This window comes from Kitasatospora sp. NPDC057015, from assembly GCF_042673745.1.
GTDB lineage: Bacteria > Actinomycetota > Actinomycetes > Streptomycetales > Streptomycetaceae > Kitasatospora.
This window is the reverse complement of record NZ_JBHUSG010000005.1, coordinates 168,414-187,098: the sequence shown is the minus strand read 5'-3', so window position 1 is coordinate 187,098 and position 18,685 is coordinate 168,414. Positions and strand designations below refer to the sequence as shown.

The window sequence follows — 18,685 nt, the reverse complement described above, 5'->3', positions numbered from 1 at the left end:
TGTGTTCGTCCTTGTTCGTGGTCGCGGATTGTGTCTCTACGAGCGTGCCACGGCAGGATCTTCGCTGCGGGTCGTCGAGGCGGTGCAGGTACGCAGAGATACGGCCTTGCGGCCCACACAGCCACGGGCGCACACGTCAATCAACACGCGCGTCACGTCCGTCTGGCAGGTTATCCCCGTACGACGGGCGTGTTTCGCCCGGGACCGGCACGGGTTTGGTGAGAACCGTCACAACGGCCGCACGGCGGTGTGCCGGGCGTGCTTCTCACCGCGCCCGGTCACCGCCTGTGAGCACCGACCCGGTTCACCCGTGCGAGTGAATTTCGGCCCCGTCCGTTCACTACTGCGGGTCGGGCACCGGCAGCGGGCGCTTCTCGATCGCGGCGGCCATGATCTCCGGAAAGGCGTCCGGCGTGCAGGCGAAGGCGGGCGCGCCCAGGGCGGCCAGCGCGGCCGCGTGCGCGTGGTCGTAGGCCGGGACTCCCTCGTCCGAGAGCGCGAGCAGCGCGATGAACTGGACGCCCGAGGCCTTCATCGCCGCGACCCGCTTGAGCATCTCGTCGCGGATCCCGCCCTCGTAGAGGTCGCTGATCAGGACCACGATCGTCTCGGACGGCCTGGTGATCCGCGACTGGCAGTACGCCAGCGCCCGGTTGATGTCCGTTCCGCCCCCGAGTTGAGTCGCGAACAGGACGTCCACCGGATCGCTCAGTTGCTCGGTGAGGTCGACCACCGAGGTGTCGAAGACGACCAGGCGGGTGTCCAGGGTCCTCATCGAGGCGAGCACCGCGCCGAACACCGCCGAGTGGACGACGGACGGCGCCATCGAGCCGGACTGGTCGATGCAGAGGATGACGTCCTTCTTCACCGCCCGCTGGGCCCGGGCGTAGCCGACCAGACGCTCGGGCACGACCGTGCCGCGCCCGTCCGGGCCCGCCTCGGGCAGGTAGTTCCTGAGGTTGGCCCGGATCGTGCGGTCCCAGTCGATGTCGCGGTGGCGCGGGCGGTTGACCTTCGCGCTGCGGTCCAGCGCGCCGCCGAGGGTGGCCCGGGTGCGGTCGGCGAGCCGGCGCTCCAGGTCCGCGACCACCTTGCCGACCACGGCCCGGGCCGTCTCCCGGGTGGTCTCGGGCAGCGCGTGCTTCAGCGACAGCAGCGTGCCGACCAGGTGGACGTCGGGCTCGACGGCCTCCAGCATCTCGGGCTCCAGCAGCAGGCGCTCCAGGCCGAGGCGGGAGATCGCGTCCTGCTGCATCAGCTGGACGACCGAGCTCGGGAAGTACTCCCGGATGTCACCGAGCCAGCGGGCCACCTGCGGCGCCGAGCCGCCCAGCCCCGCGCTGCGCGCACCCGGCCTCGTCCGCTCGGCCCCCTCCCCGCGGTAGAGGGCGGCGAGCGCGCCGTCCATGGCGGCGTCCCGGCCGGACAGGCGGCAGCCCGTCCCGTCGGCCTCCCCGCCGAGGACCAACCGCCAGCGGCGCAGCCGCTCGGCGTCGGCGTCCAGGGGAGCGGCGCCGGCGCTGGGGCCGCCGGCGCCCGCGGTGGCACCGGCGAGCTGGGGGGTGACGGACATCGGGCGCTCCTTCTGACGGCTGACGGCTGACGGTTGGCGGCTGACGGCTGGCGTTGATGGTTGGCGGAAGTACGGACGAACGGGCGGGGACGGGACCGGACGGACGCGCGGGGCGGGCACCGAGGGTCGGACGGCTGGCCTCAGGGGCCGCGGCGGTCGGCCTGCCGGGGGAACCGGCGCAGCGGGCCCTCGGCAGGGTCGCCGTCGCGGCCCGTCGGCAGCGGCCCGGGCAGGCCGAGCAGCAGTGCCACGGTGGGGACGGCGGCGTCCGCACGCTCCTCGTCGAGGTCGGCCGCCGGGCCGGCCGCCCGAGCGGCCGGGGCGCCGAGCCGGCCGGCGGCGACCTGCTCGCCGACGGTCCGTCGCACGCCGGCCTCCAGTTCGGAGAAGGTCCGGCGGAGCAGCGGCAGCACGTCGGTGAAGACCCCGCCGGGCACACCCGCCAGCCATGCGTCCAGCAGCCCGAGCAGGCGGGTGTCGTGCAGCAGCAGGGCGCCGCCGCCCGAGAGGAAGCCCTCCACCCAGCCGGCGGCGTCGGCGGGTGCGCTGGCGGTGGAGAGCACCAGACCCATCCGGCGGCCCGCCTCCGCGGAGTCCAGCCGGCCGTCGTCCAGCAGCAGCCGTACGGCCCGGCCGCGCAGCAGCCCCGGGACGCCGGTGGCCGGGCCGCCGGCCGGCTCGCGGCGGGCCAGCGAGCCGAGGGTGGCGGACCAGCGGTCGGCGAGCGTGTCGCTGCCGCCGCGCCCGGGCTCCTCAGGGGCGTCACCGGCGGAGCCGCCGTCGGTGGCGTTCTCCAGCAGGCCGATCGCGGCGTGCACCGCGTCGAGCGAGCGGCGCATCGCGGCGGCGCCCTCGGCGTCCAGCCCGGTGCAGGCGGGCGGCAGGCCGACGCAGATCCGCTCGGCCAGGCCCCGGGCCACGGCGTCGAGCGCGGAGCTGTCGGTGCCCCGGACGTCGCCGTAGCGCAGCGCCCGGACCAGGGCCGGCAGGGCCGCGGCCAGCTGGGCGACGTCGGTGTCCAGGGCGGCCCGGTCGGCGAGCACCCGCATCACGGCGGGCAGCGCGCCGGACAGGCCCGCCAGCAGGCAGCGCTCGACCAGGCCGGTGAGCTCGCCGAGCTCACCGGCCCGGGCGGCCGTCTCCACGGCCCGGCCGGTCGCCGCGCCCTCGACCGTGGTGCCCCACTGCGCGGCCTCCACGATCCGGACCGCGAACTCGGGCTCCCAGCGCAGCCGCCAGCTCTCCCGGAAGGTGCCGGTGGAGTTGACCGCGGAGCGGCCGGGGGTGCCCCAGTCGACGCCGAGCAGGCGCAGTCGGTGCAGCAGCCGGGAGCGGGCCGCGTCGTTCTCCTTGCGGAGGTCGAGGTCGAGCTCCCGGACGGCCGCCTCCGGCTTGAGCCGCAGCGTGCGCTGGAGCCGGGTGAGGTCGCGCTGGAGCGGCACGGCCGGGGCGTCGTCGGGCACCGCGCCGAGCTCGTCGCCGATCACCAGGCGGTCGTGCACCAGGGCCAGCGCGACGTCCGAGCCGTCGCACATCACCGAGCGCACGGCGTCCAGCGTCTCGGTGAGTCCGGCCAGCGGGCGTCCGCGCATCACGGCGAGCGTGCCGGCCAGCCGGACGGCCTCGATGACGTGCGCGGAGGACACCGGGTGGTCCTCGCCCCGGAGCAGTTCGGCGGCCCTGGTCATCCAGCAGGCGAGCGGGTCGCCCTCGGTGGTGAACAGGTGGTGGTACCAGCCCGGGGAGGCGATTCCGGCGCCGTAGCCGGTGTGCTGGGCGAGCCTGCGGTGCGTCCAGGGCACCCAGGTGATCTCGGTGCGGACCTTCCGCGGCAGGGTGGCGAGCAGCGCCCTGTCGTGGGCGACGGTCGGCATGGTCGCCAGCGCCGGGACGTGCCAGGCCCCGCAGACCACGGCGATCCGCCGGTGCCCGGCCCGGCGGGCCGCCCGGATCTGCTGGCGCATGTACGCCTCCCGCAGTTCATCGCGCCGCCCGGCCCGGCCACCTTCGCGCAGGGCCGTCATCGCCTCGGCCACGGCGGTGAACGGCGCGAGCGCGTCCGAGCCGGGGGCCCGGTGCTCGATGACGTCCTCCCACCAGCGCTCGGCGTCGTCGTGGCCGGCGGCGGCGGCCAGCGCGCCGATCGGGTCGGCGGTGGCCTCCTCGCCGCCCGGGTCGGGGGCGCGGCCGTCCGCGGCGGCCGGGCCCGGGGCCGGCGGGCCGTCCGGAGAAGTGCCCCCCGGCACTCCCCCTGACGGCTCGGACGGACCGGGGGGCCCGGCCGGTTCCCCGGCGAGGCCGTACGCCGCCGGGAGGTCGACGAAGCGGACCGGCACCTCGGCGTCGAGTGCGTACCGGATCGCGACCCACTCCGGGGAGAAGACCGCGAAGGGCCAGAACGCGGCGCGGGCCGGGTCGTCCACCGCGTGGGCGAGCAGGGCCACCGGCGGCGCCGTCTCCTTGTGGCCCGCCAGGCCGATGATCGGATCGGCCTCGGGCGGGCCTTCGATCAGCACCACGTCCGGCCGCAACTGCCGCAGCGCGGCGCCCACCGCGCGGGCCGAGCCCGGGCCGTGGTGGCGTACGCCGAGCAGCGTCACCTCTGCGCTCATCGCGCCTCCCCTCCTCGAAGACCGTCGTTCGGATTCAGCGGGCGTTCTCGCGCGCGGCGCGGTAGAAGTCCTTCCAGCCGTCCCGCTCGCGGACCACGCCCTCGACGTACTCGCGCCAGACCACCTGGTCGGCGACCGGGTCGCGCAGGACGGCGCCGAGGATGCCGGTGGTCACGTCGCCGGCCCGGAGCACGCCGTCGCCGAAGTGCGCGGCCAGCGCGAGGCCGTTGGTGACCACCGAGATCGCCTCGGCGGTCGACAGGGTGCTGCTCGGCGACTTCACCTTCGTCCGGCCGTCCGCGGTGATGCCGTCCCGCAGCTCGCGGAAGACCGTCACCACCCGGCGGATCTCCTCCGCGCCGCCCGGAAGCTCCGGCAGGTCCAGCGAGCGGCCCAGCTGGCCGACCCGCCGGGTGACGATGTCGACCTCCTCGTCGAGCGTCGCGGGCAGCGGCAGCACCACGGTGTTGAACCGGCGGCGCAGCGCGCTGGAGAGCTCGTTCACCCCCCGGTCGCGGTCGTTCGCGGTGGCGATCAGGTTGAAGCCGCGCACCGCCTGCGTCTCGCCGCCGAGCTCGGGGACGGGCAGGGTCTTCTCGGACAGGACGGTGATCAGGGCGTCCTGGACGTCGGCCGGGATCCGGGTCAGCTCCTCGACCCGGGCGATCTTGCCATCGGCCATCGCCCGCATCACGGGGGACGGCACCAGGGCGTCCCGGCTGGGGCCGTGGGCGAGCAGCTGGGCGTAGTTCCAGCCGTACCGGACGGCCTCCTCCGGCGTGCCGGCGGTGCCCTGGACCAGCAGCGTGGAGTCCCCGCTGATCGCCGCGGCCAGATGCTCGGACACCCAGGTCTTGGCCGTGCCCGGCACCCCGAGCAGCAGCAGGGCCCGGTCGGTGGCCAGCGTGGTCACGGCGACCTCGACGATCCGGCGCGGGCCGATGTACTTGGGGGTGATCACGGTGCCGTCGGGCAGTTCACCGCCCAGCAGGTAGGTGGCCACGGCCCACGGCGAGAGCCGCCAGCGCTCGGGGCGCGGGCGGTCGTCCTGCGCGGCGAGCGCGGCCAGCTCGGCGGCGAACGCGTCCTCGGCGTGCTCCCGCAGCACCTCGGCGGTGGCCGTCGGCGCGGTCGCGGCGGTGGTGGCGGTCGTCATGAGGGCTCCTTCTGGTCGGCCGCCGGACACACCTGTGGCAGGGGTCGCGGGCGGCGGGGTGATCGATGGGGAGCATCGGCGCAGATGTCGTCCGGCCGGCGGGAGGGCCCCGTCCGGCCTGCTCGAACAACCATGCACCCCGCCACTGACAACCGGCCCGGACGACCTGACCGGCGATCAGTTCGGCCCGGCCGGTTGTCAGTCCCTCCCCCTAGCGTGGTGGGCATGGAGGAACGCTGGAGCACCGAACACGTCCTGTCCCTGGCGCCTGACGCCCCCTCACGCAAGGCCGCGGGCAAGCTGTCCTCACCCGCACCCTGGTCGGGCACCGGCACCGACGGCGACGCGCTCTGGGGGGAGTGCCGGGGCAGCGGCAGCACGCCCTACCGGACGGCGGTAGAACTGGCCACGCCCGCCTACACGTGCAGCTGCCCGAGCCGGAAGTTCCCGTGCAAGCACGCCCTGGGGCTGCTCCTGCTGTGGAGCGCCGGCCCGGAGGCCGTCCCGGCGGGCGCCGAACCCGCCGACTGGGCCGCCGCCTGGCTCGAGGAGCGCCGGGACCGCGCCGAGCAGGCCGCCGAGCGGCGCACCGCGAAGGCCGAGGCCGCGGCGGCCGACCCGGCCGCCGCCCGGCGCCGGGCCGAGAAGCGCTCCGCGCGGGTCGCCGCCGGCGCCCAGGAGCTCAGGCTCCGCCTCGCCGACCGGATCCGGCACGGCCTGGCCGACGCGAGCAGCGCGCCGGAGGGCTGGGACGAGGTCGCCGCCCGGATGGTCGACGCCCAGGCCCCCGGCCTCGCCGCCCGGGCCCGCGAGCTGGACCACACCCCGCAGGCCGACCTACTGGAGGAATACGCGATGCTGCACCTGCTGGCCACCGCCTACGGCCGGGTCGACGAGCTGCCCGAGGCCCTGGGCGCGACCGTCCGGGCCCGGGTCGGCTTCACCACCGACACCGCCGAACTTCTCGCCGGCCCCACCGTCCGCGACCGCTGGCAGGTGCTCGGCTCCCGGACCGCACCGATGGACGCCGGCGGCGACGAACGCCTCACCACCCGCCGGGTCTGGCTGCGCGGCGCCAAGACCGGCCGCCACGCCCTGCTGCTCGCCTTCGGCCGGCCCGGCCAGGCCCCGGACCTCGCCCTGCCCACCGGCCACCTGCTGGAGGCCGAGCTCGCCTTCCACCCGGGCGCCCGCCCGCTGCGCGCCGTCCTCGGCACCCGGCACGGCGGGCCGCAGGCCCCCGACCAGGGCGCCCCGGCCGGCCTCTCCCCCGCCGCCGCCCTCGCCGAGTACGGGGCGGCCGTCGCCGAGGACCCGTGGGTCGAGGCCTGGCCCACCGTGCTGGCCGGTGTCGTCCCCGTCCACGACGTCGACGGCTGGCACCTCACCGACGGCCGGCACTCCCTGCGCCTGCACCGGGCGGGCGCGCCCGAGCCGGCCCTCTGGCGGCTCGCCGCCGTCTCCGGCGGCCGCCCGGTCACCCTCTTCGGCGAGTGCGGCCACCGCGGCTTCACCCCCGTCACGGTCTGGGACGAGCACGGCCGCCCGACCGGCCTCGCCCAGTAGCCGCCCCGGCGCACAGACCCCCCCGGCCCAGCAACCAGACCGCAGGAGCCCGCACGTGACGGCCACCCGAACCGAACCGACCGCCCCGGCCGACGCCTGGGAGGACCTCAGGACCTCCGCCCTGCTCGGCACCGACCGCCGCCCGCTGCCCGCGCCCGCCGGGTCGCCGGCCCTGGTCGCCGCCGCGGCGGCGGTGGACCGCACCGACCCGGCCACCGCCCTGCTGGAGCTGGCCGCCCTCACCGCCGTCCGCCGGCGGGCCGGGGCGCGGCCCGCCACCCGGGCGGCCGCCGGGCCCGCCGCCCCCGCCGACCCGAGGGCCGAACTGCCCGTGGCGGCCGCCCGACGGCTGGCCGTCCTGCTCGGCGGCCGGTCCGCGGGCGGCACCCTCGCCAACCTCACCGAACTGCTCCCGCAGTGGCTCGCCGCCGCCCGGGACCGCGACTACCGCCCGCCCGCCGCACTCGTCCCGGGGCTGCTGGACACCGCCCGCGCCCGCAGCGAGCTGCGCGGCGACGTGGTCGCGCTGACCGGCCCGCTGGGCCGCTGGCTGGCGGAGCAGAACCCGGACTGGCGCTTCGTCCTGCGGACGGCCGTCCCCGTCCCCGCCGGCGACCCGGCCGGCACCACCGACTCGGCCGACTCGGATGATCGGGGTCCGGACGGCGGGGGCGCGGAGCCGTCCGGCGCCGAGCACCGGATCTGGCACGAGGGCCTGTTCGCCGAACGCGTCACCCACCTGACGCGGTTGCGCCGCACCGATCCGGCCGCCGGGCTCGACCTGCTGCGCGGCACCTGGGCGACCGAGCGCGCGGAGGACCGCCTGCTCTTCCTGGACGCCCTCCAGGACGGCCTCTCCGCGGCCGACGAGCCCTTCCTGGAGTCCGCGCTCGGGGACCGCAGCAAGAACGTCCGCGCGACGGCGGCCGAACTGCTCTCCACCCTCCCCGGCTCGGCGCTCGCCACCCGGATGGCCGAGCGCGCACGATCCACCGTGCAGCTCGCCGGCACCGGGGACGCACTCCTGGTCACTCCGCCCGCCGCGTGCGACGCCGCGATGCAGCGCGACGGCGTCGCGCCGAAGTCACCGACCGGGCGCGGCGAACGGGCCTGGTGGTTCGGCGAGATCATCGCGGCCACCCCCCTGCGCACCTGGACGGAGGACACCGGCCTGACGCCGGCCGGGCTCCTCGCGCTGCCGGTCGGTGACGCCGGCCGAGGCGGGCGGGGAGACGGCGGCGCCGACAGCACCTGGGCCGACGACCTGCGGGAGGCCTGGGCCCGGGCCGCCGTCCGCCAGCACGACGCCGACTGGGCGCGCGCCCTGCTCGGGCCGGCGCCGCGACCGGGCCGGGGCGGCCGGGCCGCGCGCACCTCCGGCGCGCCCGCCAAGCTGCTCTCCGTGCTGCCCGCACCCGAGCGGGCCGCCTGGACGGCGGCGTTCATCCAGGCGCACGGGCTGGGCGAGGCGTTCCAGCTCCTGGGGGCGTGCGCCACCCCGTGGACGCCCCCGCTCTCGACCGCCGTGGTGGCGGCCCTGGAGCGGGCCGCCAGTTCGGGCACGTACCCGTGGAGCCACAGCGGAGTCCTCGGGATGACCGAGCGGGCGCTCGCCCCCGGGACGGCACCGGCCGTGGAGGCCCTGGCGGCCGACGCGGCGCCGGACACGGCCTGGGCGGAGACCTTCGCCCGGCTCGCCGGGACGCTGCGCTTCCGCGCCGCGATGCTGACCGAACTGGACGGCTGAGCCGGGGCGGACGGCCCCGCACCCGCCGGGCACGGCGGGGCAGCGGGACCGCCGGGATGCGGGACTGCGGGACTGCGGGACTGCGGGACTGCGGGACTGCGGGACAGTGATCAGTTGGCGGCGCGCAGGTTGGCCTCGACCCAGGCCACCACGTCGCGGGTGGGCGTGCCGGGCGTGAAGATGTCCGCCACCCCGAGCGCCTTGAGCTCGATGATGTCCTCCTCCGGGATGATCCCGCCGCAGAAGACCTTGATGTCCGCAGCGTCCCGCTCCCGGAGCAGTTCGAGCACCCGCGCGCAGAGCGTCATGTGGGCGCCGGAGAGGATCGACAGGCCGATGCCGTCCGCGTCCTCCTGGATCGCGGTGTCCACGACCTGCTCGGGCGTCTGGTGCAGGCCGGTGTAGATGACCTCCATGCCGGCGTCGCGCAGTGCGCGGGCGATCACCTTGGCACCCCGGTCGTGACCGTCCAGCCCCGGCTTGGCGACGACTACGCGGATCGGCCCTGACACACCCATGACTGCCTCCTGGACGACGTTGTCCACCACCCCTCCGGATTGTGTCCGGTCCGGGTGTTGTTAACCATCGATAACTGAACCTGAGGGGAGGTTAGCGCCACGGGGGCCGGTTGGTCGTTTCGCCCTTCCAAGCGAGGGGAAAATCACAGCACCGCGTGTTCTCCGCGGCCCCACCACCCACCCACCGGGCCCCCGCCTGCCCGCGTGGCACGGCTCCGCGAACACGGCACCGTGCCCGTGTCCCGTGTCCCGTCGCACCACGGCAGCGTGACCGCAGTCGGGCGGCAGCAGTTGTACGAAGGCAGCCCCGCGACCACCGCCGCCGGCCACCCGCTCCACCGCTCCCGCCAGACCCACCCGCGCCGCCCGACCGGGCGTCCCCGCCCCCGCCGCCGATCCGGGGAGCCGCCGCATGTCCGTCCCCTTCCAGCGAGCCGCGGACGCCGTCCGCGGAGCCGGTGCCGAGGCCGCCGCCATCGCCGGCCACCTGGCCCGCTATCCCACCGGGGTGGGCGGCGAGCGCCGCCCCGCACCCGGCCGCCCGTGCCCGCCGCAGCCCGAGGGCACCGGCGACCGGTCCGCGGCCGCGCAGTCGCGCCCGGCGGATCCCGGCCCCGAGCGCGCCGGTCCGGCGCACGACGGGTCGACGCACGACGGTCCGGTGCTGTTCCTGCACGGCTTCGCCGACAACCGCGCGGTCTTCCATCCGCTGCTGCGCGCCCTGCGCCGGGACGGCTGGACGCACCTGCACGCCCTCAACCACTCCCCGCTGACCGGCGACGTCCGGACCGCCGCCGTACTGCTCGGCCGGCACGTCGAGTGGGCGCGGCGGGCACACCGCGGAGCGCCGGTGACGCTGGTCGGCCACAGCCTGGGCGGCCTGATCGCCCGGTACTACGTCCAGCGGCTCGGCGGGGACGAGCACGTGCCGACCGTGATCACCCTGGCGGCGCCGCACGAGGGCACGCTGGCCGCCCACCTGCCCAACCCGTTCCCGATCACCCGCCAGATGCGGCCCGGCAGTGAGCTGCTCGCCGAACTGCGGTTGCCGGCCCCGCACTGCCGGACCAGGTTCACCGCCTTCTGGGGCGAACTGGACGAGGTCGTGCTGCCGGCCCGCAACGGCCGGCTGCGACACCCCGACCTGACGGCCGAGAACGTCCTGGTGCCGGGCACCGGCCATGTGGGGTTGCCGGTGGACCGCCGGGTGGTGGACGCCGTCCGCGAGCGCCTGACCGCCGCCGAGGCCGCCGGGGCGCAGCGGTGGACGTCCGGGGGTGCCGCCGGTGCCCCGGCGGTGGCGGAGGCCACCGGGCTGCCGGGCGGCCCGCCGGCCCTCCCGCCCGGGGGCCGGCTGACGGCCTGACCGTCGCCGCGCACCCCGGCGCCCGGCGGGTGGCCACGACCGGCGGGTGGCGGCATGCGGGCGGCGGCAGGCGGGTGGCGACGGCCGCCCACCCGCCCGCGGGCGGGGCGCACCGCCGCGCCCGGCCGGCACAGCCACCACACCCCGTCCGCACGCCTTCGACACCGCAGCGATGCGATCCGGCGACCTGAATGACCGTCAGGGGTCTTGACATCCGGACTTTTGTCCGGACTCGGCCAGGGAGGCTACAGTCTCGCCTGTTTTCCCCCTCAGCCGCGGACCACCAGGAGGCGCCGCCCGATGCCTGACGCCGTCCGCCCCACCCGCGCGGAACTGCGGGAGGCTGCCCGCGCGCAGTCGCGCGCGGAGCGCCGCGGCGCCGCGAAGGCCGCCACCCGTTCGGCCCTGCTGGGTGTCGCGCTGCCCTCGCTCGCCGCGCTCGGCGTGGCCGGCGCCGCGGCCGTCACGGTGCAGGGCGGCGCCGAGCGCTCCACGGTCGCGGGTGCGGCACCGGACGCCGCGCCGGCCGGCGAGCAGGTGCCGGCCGACGGCCGGACGCCCGACCCGGCGGGCGGTACGGACACCGAGCGCGCCGCCCGCGGCGAGGCCCGGACCGAACTGTCCGCCCAGGAGCCGGCCGCCGCCCCGGTCGAGGCACCGCCCGCCCCGGCGCGCCCGACGGTCTCGCTGCCGGTGGAGCTGCACGGCCTCAGCGCGACCTACGGCGAGGCCGGCACCCACTGGACGGCGCGGCACACCGGGATCGACTTCCCCGTCCAGGGCGGCACGCCGGTGATGGCCGTCACCGACGGCACCGTCCGCACGCAGTGGAACTCGGCGTACGGGTACATGGCGATAGTGAAGGCCCCGGACGGCACCGAGACCTGGTACTGCCACCTGCGCACCTACAAGGTCCGCAAGGGCCCGGTGAAGGCCGGCGACGTGATCGCCTTCTCCGGCAGCAGCGGTAACAGCACCGGCCCGCACCTGCACTTCGAGGTCCGCCCGGACGGCGGCGCCCCGATCGACCCGCTGCCCTGGCTGCTCGCCCAGGGGCTCGACCCGCGCTGAGACGCGCGGGCCGAGCAGCCCGTCCGACAGCCCTAGAGCTTCTCCACCGGTCTAGAGCTTCTCCACCGGCGCGTACCGCAGCAGCAGCTGCTTGCGGCCCGCGGTGCCGAAGTCCACCGTGGCCTGCGCCTTGTCGCCGACCCCGGCGGTGGCCACCACGGTGCCCAGACCGAAGGTGTCGTGGGTGACGCGGTCGCCGACCGCCAGGCCGACGACCTCGCGCTCGGTGACCCGCCGGGCCGACTGCCCCCAGCCCGCCTTCGGTGCGGCGGCGGTGCCGGCGCCCCGCGAGGCCCCGCGCGAGCCGCCGCTGCTGCTCGCGGTGAACCCGCCGGAGCCGCCGGAGTACCCGCGCGCGGGCGGCGCCGAGGCGGCCCCCATCCGCTTCCAGTCCACCAGCGTCTCCGGGATCTCCTCCAGGAACCGCGAGGCAGGGTTGTACGAGGGCTGGCCCCAGGCGCTGCGCAGCACCGACCTGGTGAGGTAGAGCCGCTGCCGGGCCCGGGTGAGGCCGACGTACGCGAGCCGCCGCTCCTCCTCCAGCTCCTTGACCTGGTTGAGCGCCCGCATGTGCGGGAAGATGCCGTCCTCCATGCCGGTGAGGAAGACCACCGGGAACTCCAGGCCCTTGGCGGTGTGCAGGGTCATCATGGTGATGACGCCGCCGCCCTCCTCGTCGTCCGGGATCTGGTCGGAGTCGGCGACCAGCGCGACCCGCTCCAGGAAGTCCGCGAGCGAGCCGAGCGGCGGGGTGGCGTCGCCCTCCTCGGCCTCGGGGCGCTCGCCCGGGTCCTTCTCGTACTCCAGCGCGACCGAGGCGAGCTCCTGGAGGTTCTCCACCCGGGTCTCGTCCTGCGGGTCGGTGGAGGACTGCAGCTCGGCGAGGTAGCCGGTCTCCTCCAGCACCGCCTCCAGCACCGCGGCCGGGCCGGCGCCGGACTCGACGACCTGGCGCAGCCCGGCCATCAGCGTGTTGAACTTCTTCACCGCGTTGGCGGAGCGCGAGGCCATCCCGTACGCCTCGTCCACCCGGACCAGCGCCTGGGCGAAGCTGATCCGCTCGCGGGCGGCGAGCGCGTCGATCATCGCCTCGGCGCGGTCGCCGATGCCGCGCTTGGGGACGTTGAGGATCCGGCGCAGCGGCACGGTGTCCTCGGGGTTGGAGAGCACCCGCAGGTACGCGAGGACGTCCCGGACCTCCTTGCGCTCGTAGAAGCGGACGCCGCCGACGACCTTGTACGGCAGGCCGACCCGGATGAACACCTCCTCGAACACCCGGGACTGCGCGTTCGTCCGGTAGAAGATCGCCACGTCGCCGGGGCGGGCGTCGCCCGCGTCGGTGAGCCGGTCGATCTCGTCGGCGATGAACTGGGCCTCGCCGTGCTCGTCGTCCGCGACGTAGCCGACGACCTTCTCGCCGTCCTCGCCGGCCGTCCAGAGCTTCTTCTCGCGGCGGCTGGTGTTCCGCTCGATCACCGCGTTGGCGGCGCTGAGGATGGTCTGGGTGGAGCGGTAGTTCTGCTCCAGCAGGATGGTGGTCGCGTTCGGGTAGTCCTCCTCGAACTGGAGGATGTTGCGGATCGTCGCGCCGCGGAAGGCGTAGATCGACTGGTCCGCGTCACCGACGACGCACAGTTCGGCGGGCAACACCTCGGCCGCCGCCGCGGCCGCCGGGTTCACCAGGTCGCCGTCCACGGTGCGCTTCGGCGCCGCCGTGGCGGTGCCGCCGCTGAGCTCCCGGACGAGCATGTACTGGGCGTGGTTGGTGTCCTGGTACTCGTCGACCAGGATGTGCCGGAAGCGGCGGCGGTAGTACTCGGCGACGGCGGGGAAGGCCTGCAGCAGGTTGACCGTCGTCATGATGATGTCGTCGAAGTCCAGCGCGTTGGCCTCGCGCAGGCGCCGCTGGTAGAGGAAGTACGCCTCGGCGAGCTTCTTCTCCATCGGGTTGGCCGCCTGGTCGGCGTAGGTCTCCTCGTCGATCAGCTCGTTCTTGAGGTTGCTGACCTTCGAGATGAACGACTTCGGCGGGTACTGCTTGGGGTCGAGGTCCAGGTCGCGGCAGACCAGGCCCATCAGCCGCAGCGAGTCCGCCGAGTCGTAGATCGAGAAGCTCGACGTGAAGCCGAGCAGCTTGCTCTCCCGGCGCAGGATGCGCACGCAGGCGCTGTGGAAGGTGGAGACCCACATCGCCCGGGCGCGCGGGCCGACCAGCTGCTCGACGCGCTCGCGCATCTCGCCCGCGGCCTTGTTGGTGAAGGTGATCGCGAGGATCTCGCCGGGCTGCACGTGGCGCGCGCCCAGCAGGTACGCGATCCGGTGGGTCAGCACCCGGGTCTTGCCGGAGCCGGCGCCGGCCACGATCAGCAGCGGGGAGCCGGCGTGCAGCACCGCCTCGCGCTGCGGGTCGTTCATCCCCTCCAGCAGCAGCGCCGGGTCGGCCATGACGCGGGCGGCGCCGTTGCGGTGCCAGGCGTCGCGCTCGGTCTCGGCCGCGTAGTCGGTCTGGAAGAGGCCCGCCGGGATGGCCTCCTCGTAGCCGGCCTCGTACGCGGCGTACGGGACGTCCTCCTCGTACGGGACGTCGTCCTCGTACGGCGGCGGCTCCTCCGCGCCGAACGGGCCGCCGGGGTCGTCCAGGGGGGTGGCGGCGGTGGCGGCGGGCCGCGTCGGGCCGGCGGGCTTCCGGGCGGCGGGCAGCTCGAAGCCGGGGAGCGGGAGGTCGTCAAAGAGGCTACTCATGGCACTCCGAGTCTATGACCCAGGACTGACAGCCCAGGCCCGTACCGGAGCTCCCGGGGCGTTCGGGCCCCGACCGGCGAAGGCCTGCGGGCCCTGACCAGCGCGGCTGCGATCCCCCGCCCGCGAAGGCCTGCGGGCCCCGACCGGCGCGCGTGCGGGCCCCGACCGGCGGGGACGACCGACCGGTGCCCGGGTGAACGAGCACGGGCCCGCCGCCGCGTCACCGCGGCGGCGGGCCCACGTCGTACCGCGGGGCGCGTCAGACCAGCCGGCGGGCGGTCGCCCAGCGGGTCAGCTCGTGCCGGTTGCTCAGCTGGAGCTTGCGCAGCACCGCCGAGACGTGGCTCTCCACCGTCTTCACCGAGATGAAGAGCTGCTTGGCGATCTCCTTGTACGCGTAGCCGCGCGCGATCAGCCGCAGCACCTCGCGCTCGCGCTGGGTCAGCCGGTCGAGGTCCTCGTCCACCGGCGGGGTGTCGGTGGCGGCGAAGGCGTCCAGCACGAAGCCGGCCAGCCGGGGGGAGAAGACCGCGTCGCCGTCGGAGATCCGGAAGATCGCGTTCACCAGGTCGGTGCCGGTGATGGTCTTGGTGACGTAGCCGCGGGCACCGCCGCGGATCACCCCGATCACGTCCTCGGCCGCGTCCGAGACCGACAGCGCGAGGAAGCGCACCCCCGCCGGGTCCCCCATCAGCGCGGCGGAGCGCCGCAGCACCTCGACCCCGCCACCGCCGGGCAGGTGGACGTCCAGCAGGACGACGTCCGGCCTGGTCTCGGCGACCACCCGGACCGCCGACTCGACGTCGTCGGCCTCGCCGACCACGTCGATGCCGGTCACCTCGGTGCGCCCGATCTCGGCCCGCACCCCCGTACGGAACATCCGGTGGTCGTCGACCAGGACCACCCGTGCCACCCGCCCCCCGCCTTCGGCCGGAGGATCCCCCATGGGCCCACCCGTGGGCTCAGTCATCAGCTCTCTCCATCTCCAGCTCGACCTCGGTCCCGCCGTCCGGCGCGGGCCGCACCCTCGCGGTGCCGCCGTTGCGCTTCATCCGGCCGATGATCGACTCGCGTACGCCCATCCGGTCCTCGGGCACCTCGTCGGGGTCGAACCCGGGCCCGTGGTCGCGTACGAACACCGACACCGTGCGCCCCTCCACCTCGGCGTAGACCTGGACCGGCTCCCCGCCACCGTACTTGGCCGCGTTGACCATCGCCTCCCTCGCGGCCCGCATCTGCGCCGAGATCCGCTCGTCCATCGGGCAGTCGCCGACGCAGACCAGCTCCACCGGCACCCCGTGCCGGTCCTCGACCTCGGCCACCACCTCGCGGATCCGCTCGGCCAGGGTGTCCGGGGCGTCCTCGGCGGCGGCCTCCGGGCGGTAGAGCCACAGGCGCAGCTCGCGCTCCTGGGCGCGGGCGAGCCGGAGCACCTCCTTCGGGTCCTCCGCCCGGCGCTGGATCAGCGTGAGGGTGTGCAGCACCGAGTCATGGACGTGCGCGGCGATCTCGGCCCGCTCCTGGGCCCGGATCCGGGCGGTGCGCTCGGCCCCGAGGTCCTGCCACATCCGCAGCGCGTACGGGCCGACCAGGACCAGCACGCCCGCGAGGACGGCGATCGACGCCTCGATCACCGAGCCGATCGTCGAGCCGGTGCCCTGCAGGACCAGGAAGCCGATGATCCCCGCCACCACCAGCAGCACGCCCGCGCCGACCCTGGTGTACGCGCCGCGCCGCCGCTCGCCCTCCTCCAGGCCGAACCAGCGCTGCCAGCGGGAGTCGTCGGCCTGCCGCCAGACCAGCGCGACGCCGACGCCGATCGCCAGCAGCGGCCAGGTGTAGGGCTTCGCGGTCTGGATGTTCAGCGCGTTCAGCAGCGCCATGATGCCGATCACCAGCATCACCAGGGCGGCGAGCTGGCCCAGGCCCTGCCTCCCGGCGCCCTCCGGGGCCGTGCCGGCCCCCGCCGCCTGCTCCTGCGCGGCCGCCCCGGCCGGCACCGCGGGCTCGCCCTGGAAGGTCCGCTGCAGGAGCTCGCGCAGCCGGGCCACCCGGCCCCCGCCGCCCTTGCGCAGCGTGCTGCCGCTCTGCCCCGGCGCGGCCGGGACGAACGCGCCGTCGACGTACGCCCAGTGCGGCGCGCCGCCCGGGGCCGGCTCGCCGATGCCGATCGGCACCACGAACCAGAACGCCGCGTACAGCAGGGCGCCGATCCCCTGGGCGAAGAAGAGCAGGACGAACGCCGCCCGCACCCAGGTGACCGGCAGCCCGAGGTGCACGGCGAGGCCGTGCGCGACGCCGCCGAGCATCCGCCCGTGCGGGCTGCGGTAGAGCCTGCGGTAGGGCGGCCGGCCCTCGTCGGGCGTGGCCGGGTCGGCCCCGGCCGCCGACGGGGTGTCAGGGACTGGGGACTTGGGATCGGTACCGGGGGCTGCCACGCCACGAATGGTCACACGTGCCCGGGCCCGTGCGCATCAGGGTGGGCCCCGAGTATCTCTCAGGGACAAGTCAGGGTCCGGACAGGGCCCGGAACGGTTGGGCGGGCGCTCGCGGGCCACCAGGATGGAGGCATGACGGACGACCACACTCCGGGGGCGGGGCCGATCTCCCCGCCGGACTCCGAGCGCCCCCCGCTGACCCGCAGCGAGCACCACCGCGTGGTGGCCGGGGTGTGCGGCGGCCTGGGCCGGCACCTGGACATCGACCCGGTGGTGTTCCGCGTGGTCATCGCGGTGCTCTGCCTCTCCGGCGGCCTCGGCCTCTTCCTGTACGGACTGGCCTGGCTGGTCGTCCCGATCGAGGCGGCGGAGGGCCGGGAGGGTCGCACCGAGCTGCAGCGGGTGCTGACCGGCCGGGTGGACGGCCAGTCGATCGGCGCGGTCCTGCTGACCGTGATCGGCACCGGGGTGTTCTTCTCCTCGATGGGCGACGGCGACCAGCTGTTCCCGCTGCTGCTGCTCGGCGGGCTGATCTTCCTCGCCGTGCGCCGCCGCGACCCCGAGCACCGCGGCGGTCGGCAGCGCCGGCGCCACCGGGGCCGGCGCCACGGCGGCCCGTACGACCGGCTGTACCCGCAGGCGCCGGAGCAGCCGGCCGACGCGGTGGGGGGCGGCGAGGAGTGGCGGGCCGCCGCCGAGGCCCGGGCCCGGCACGCTCGGGAGCGCGAGGCCGGCACGGTGCCCCAGGACACCCCGCACGCCGGCCCGACCGGGTACCTCTGGGACCCTCGCCATCCCGAGCGCAACCCGTACGCCGAGCGCGGTCCGTACCCGGGGCCGACCGCGCCGCCGGGCGCCCCGGCCCAGGCCTGGTGGCAGCGGACCGACCTGCCGGAGGGCGACCCGCTGCGCAAGGGCCCCGCTCCCGCCGGGCGGCCGGCCACCCCCGTCCGGCGCCGCGAGCGCTCCTTCCTCGGCCCGCTCGGCCTGCTGGTCACGGCCGGCGTCTGCACCCTCCTCTGGGGCCTGCCGGGCGGCCGCGGCGCCGGCGTGCTGATCACCACCGCGATGGCGGCGCTGCTGCTCGGGATCGGCCTGACCCTGCTGGTCGGCGCCAAGTTCGGGCGGGCCCGGGCGCTGGTGGTCCCGGCCGTGCTGCTGACCCTCGTCCTGGCCTCCGGCAACAATTCCGGGGCGACGGTGGGCGACGCCTTCGGCGACCGGGTCTGGGCGCCGACGAGCGCGGGCGAGCTGCACCGGGAGTACCGGCTCGGCGCCGGCAGCGGGACGCTCGACCTGCGCGGGCTGGATCCGGCGGGCGGCACCCTGAGCACGACCGCCCGGGTCGGCGCGGGCGACCTCACCGTCCTGGTACCCCCGGATGTCGTGGTCAGCGTGCGGGCGAGGCACATCCTCGGCAACGTACAGATCACCGGGTTCGACGACACCGGCGACAGCAACGACCGCACGTACGAGCTGCAACCGCGCAGCGGGCAGGCATCGAAGGGGACGCTCGACCTCACGCTGACGGTCGGGCTCGGCGACATCAAGGTGGTCCAGGCATGAGGAAGCACCCGCTCGACCTGTTCTCGCTGATCGCGGGAACCCTCTTCACCGTGGTGGCCACGCTCTACCTGGTGGCCTCGCTGAACGACTTCTCGGTGAACGGGCGGATAGTCATCCCGGTGACCTTCATCGTGCTCGGCACCGCGGGCCTGGCGGGGGCGGTGCTGGCGATGGCGCGGCGCGGCCGGACGGAGGCGCCCGCCCCGCCGGCGGCGCCGGCCGCCCCCGGCACCCCGGAGGGCGACCTGGACGCCCACCTGCGCGAGCTGGGCCTGCTGGACCGCGAACGCCCCGGGAGCGACCGCTAGGGTCCTCCCGGGGCGCGGGGGC

13 protein-coding genes are annotated in these 18,685 nt (G+C 75.9%); 6 read left to right on the top strand and 7 right to left on the bottom strand.

Translation table 11 applies throughout. The annotated features are described in order from the left end of the window. Positions 1-340: 340 nt before the first annotated feature. From ACFTWP_RS07170 to ACFTWP_RS07160, 3 genes are all read right to left on the bottom strand, one after another. A complete protein-coding gene (locus ACFTWP_RS07170; RefSeq protein ID WP_380263223.1) occupies positions 341-1,573 on the bottom strand; it encodes a VWA domain-containing protein in 1,233 nt (410 codons plus the stop codon). Between the two features lie 140 nt (positions 1,574-1,713). Then, positions 1,714-4,185, bottom strand: a complete 2,472-nt coding sequence (locus ACFTWP_RS07165; RefSeq protein WP_380263222.1) for a DUF5682 family protein — start codon at positions 4,183-4,185, stop codon at positions 1,714-1,716. A gap of 34 nt (positions 4,186-4,219) precedes the next feature. Next, positions 4,220-5,341, bottom strand: a complete 1,122-nt coding sequence (locus tag ACFTWP_RS07160) for an AAA family ATPase (RefSeq protein WP_380263221.1) — start codon at positions 5,339-5,341, stop codon at positions 4,220-4,222. 225 nt (positions 5,342-5,566) lie between these two features. Here ACFTWP_RS07160 and ACFTWP_RS07155 point away from each other — a divergent pair, with 225 nt between their 5' ends. Together ACFTWP_RS07155 and ACFTWP_RS07150 are read left to right on the top strand one after the other, a co-directional pair. Beyond that, a complete protein-coding gene (locus tag ACFTWP_RS07155; RefSeq protein ID WP_380263220.1) occupies positions 5,567-6,907 on the top strand; it encodes an SWIM zinc finger domain-containing protein in 1,341 nt (446 codons plus the stop codon). A 55-nt stretch (positions 6,908-6,962) separates the two neighbouring features. After that, on the top strand, positions 6,963-8,654 hold the full coding sequence (locus ACFTWP_RS07150) for a DUF5691 domain-containing protein (RefSeq protein WP_380263219.1): 1,692 nt from the start codon (positions 6,963-6,965) through the stop codon (positions 8,652-8,654). A gap of 110 nt (positions 8,655-8,764) precedes the next feature. Here the strand turns inward: ACFTWP_RS07150 and ACFTWP_RS07145 are convergent, their stop codons facing one another. Continuing rightward, the gene (locus ACFTWP_RS07145) at positions 8,765-9,172 is read right to left on the bottom strand and encodes a cobalamin B12-binding domain-containing protein (protein ID WP_380263218.1); all 408 of its coding nucleotides are present in this window, start codon (positions 9,170-9,172) and stop codon (positions 8,765-8,767) included. A 412-nt stretch (positions 9,173-9,584) separates the two neighbouring features. Here ACFTWP_RS07145 and ACFTWP_RS07140 point away from each other — a divergent pair, with 412 nt between their 5' ends. Continuing rightward, positions 9,585-10,538, top strand: a complete 954-nt coding sequence (locus tag ACFTWP_RS07140; RefSeq protein ID WP_380263217.1) for an esterase/lipase family protein — start codon at positions 9,585-9,587, stop codon at positions 10,536-10,538. Positions 10,539-10,838: 300 nt separating this feature from the next. Further along, positions 10,839-11,609: a M23 family metallopeptidase gene (locus ACFTWP_RS07135; RefSeq protein WP_380263216.1), complete on the top strand. Its 771-nt coding sequence runs from the start codon at positions 10,839-10,841 to the stop codon at positions 11,607-11,609. Positions 11,610-11,660: 51 nt separating this feature from the next. Here ACFTWP_RS07135 and pcrA read toward each other — a convergent pair whose 3' ends face one another. From pcrA to ACFTWP_RS07120, 3 genes are all read right to left on the bottom strand, one after another. Beyond that, a complete protein-coding gene (gene pcrA, locus ACFTWP_RS07130) occupies positions 11,661-14,351 on the bottom strand; it encodes a DNA helicase PcrA (protein WP_380263215.1) in 2,691 nt (896 codons plus the stop codon). A gap of 259 nt (positions 14,352-14,610) precedes the next feature. Further along, entirely contained in the window at positions 14,611-15,321 is a 711-nt protein-coding gene (locus ACFTWP_RS07125; protein ID WP_380263214.1) for a LuxR C-terminal-related transcriptional regulator, read from the bottom strand. Next, complete coding sequence (locus ACFTWP_RS07120; RefSeq protein WP_380263213.1) at positions 15,314-16,789, bottom strand: PspC domain-containing protein; 1,476 nt, start codon at positions 16,787-16,789, stop codon at positions 15,314-15,316. The genes ACFTWP_RS07125 and ACFTWP_RS07120 overlap by 8 nt, the downstream gene beginning before the upstream one ends. A gap of 132 nt (positions 16,790-16,921) precedes the next feature. Between ACFTWP_RS07120 and ACFTWP_RS07115 the strand changes: the two genes are divergently transcribed. Both ACFTWP_RS07115 and ACFTWP_RS07110 read left to right on the top strand, forming a co-directional pair. Beyond that, positions 16,922-18,355: a PspC domain-containing protein gene (locus ACFTWP_RS07115; RefSeq protein WP_380263212.1), complete on the top strand. Its 1,434-nt coding sequence runs from the start codon at positions 16,922-16,924 to the stop codon at positions 18,353-18,355. Beyond that, positions 18,352-18,663 carry a hypothetical protein gene (locus ACFTWP_RS07110; protein WP_380263211.1) on the top strand — a complete coding sequence of 104 codons (312 nt, stop codon included), beginning with the start codon at positions 18,352-18,354 and terminating at the stop codon, positions 18,661-18,663. The genes ACFTWP_RS07115 and ACFTWP_RS07110 overlap by 4 nt, the downstream gene beginning before the upstream one ends. The last annotated feature ends 22 nt before the right edge of the window (positions 18,664-18,685 follow it).

Excerpts from the sequence above, each read along its gene's own strand:
- ACFTWP_RS07170 (WP_380263223.1), bottom strand. The coding sequence starts at position 1,573 with ATGTCCGTCACCCCCCAGCTCGCCGGTGCCACCGCGGGCGCCGGCGGC.
- ACFTWP_RS07165 (WP_380263222.1), bottom strand. The coding sequence starts at position 4,185 with ATGAGCGCAGAGGTGACGCTGCTCGGCGTACGCCACCACGGCCCGGGC.
- ACFTWP_RS07160 (WP_380263221.1), bottom strand. The coding sequence starts at position 5,341 with ATGACGACCGCCACCACCGCCGCGACCGCGCCGACGGCCACCGCCGAG.
- ACFTWP_RS07155 (WP_380263220.1), top strand. The coding sequence starts at position 5,567 with ATGGAGGAACGCTGGAGCACCGAACACGTCCTGTCCCTGGCGCCTGAC.
- ACFTWP_RS07145 (WP_380263218.1), bottom strand. The coding sequence starts at position 9,172 with ATGGGTGTGTCAGGGCCGATCCGCGTAGTCGTCGCCAAGCCGGGGCTG.
- ACFTWP_RS07140 (WP_380263217.1), top strand. The coding sequence starts at position 9,585 with ATGTCCGTCCCCTTCCAGCGAGCCGCGGACGCCGTCCGCGGAGCCGGT.
- ACFTWP_RS07135 (WP_380263216.1), top strand. The coding sequence starts at position 10,839 with ATGCCTGACGCCGTCCGCCCCACCCGCGCGGAACTGCGGGAGGCTGCC.
- pcrA (WP_380263215.1), bottom strand. The coding sequence starts at position 14,351 with ATGAGTAGCCTCTTTGACGACCTCCCGCTCCCCGGCTTCGAGCTGCCC.
- ACFTWP_RS07125 (WP_380263214.1), bottom strand. The coding sequence starts at position 15,321 with ATGACTGAGCCCACGGGTGGGCCCATGGGGGATCCTCCGGCCGAAGGC.
- ACFTWP_RS07115 (WP_380263212.1), top strand. The coding sequence starts at position 16,922 with ATGACGGACGACCACACTCCGGGGGCGGGGCCGATCTCCCCGCCGGAC.
- ACFTWP_RS07110 (WP_380263211.1), top strand. The coding sequence starts at position 18,352 with ATGAGGAAGCACCCGCTCGACCTGTTCTCGCTGATCGCGGGAACCCTC.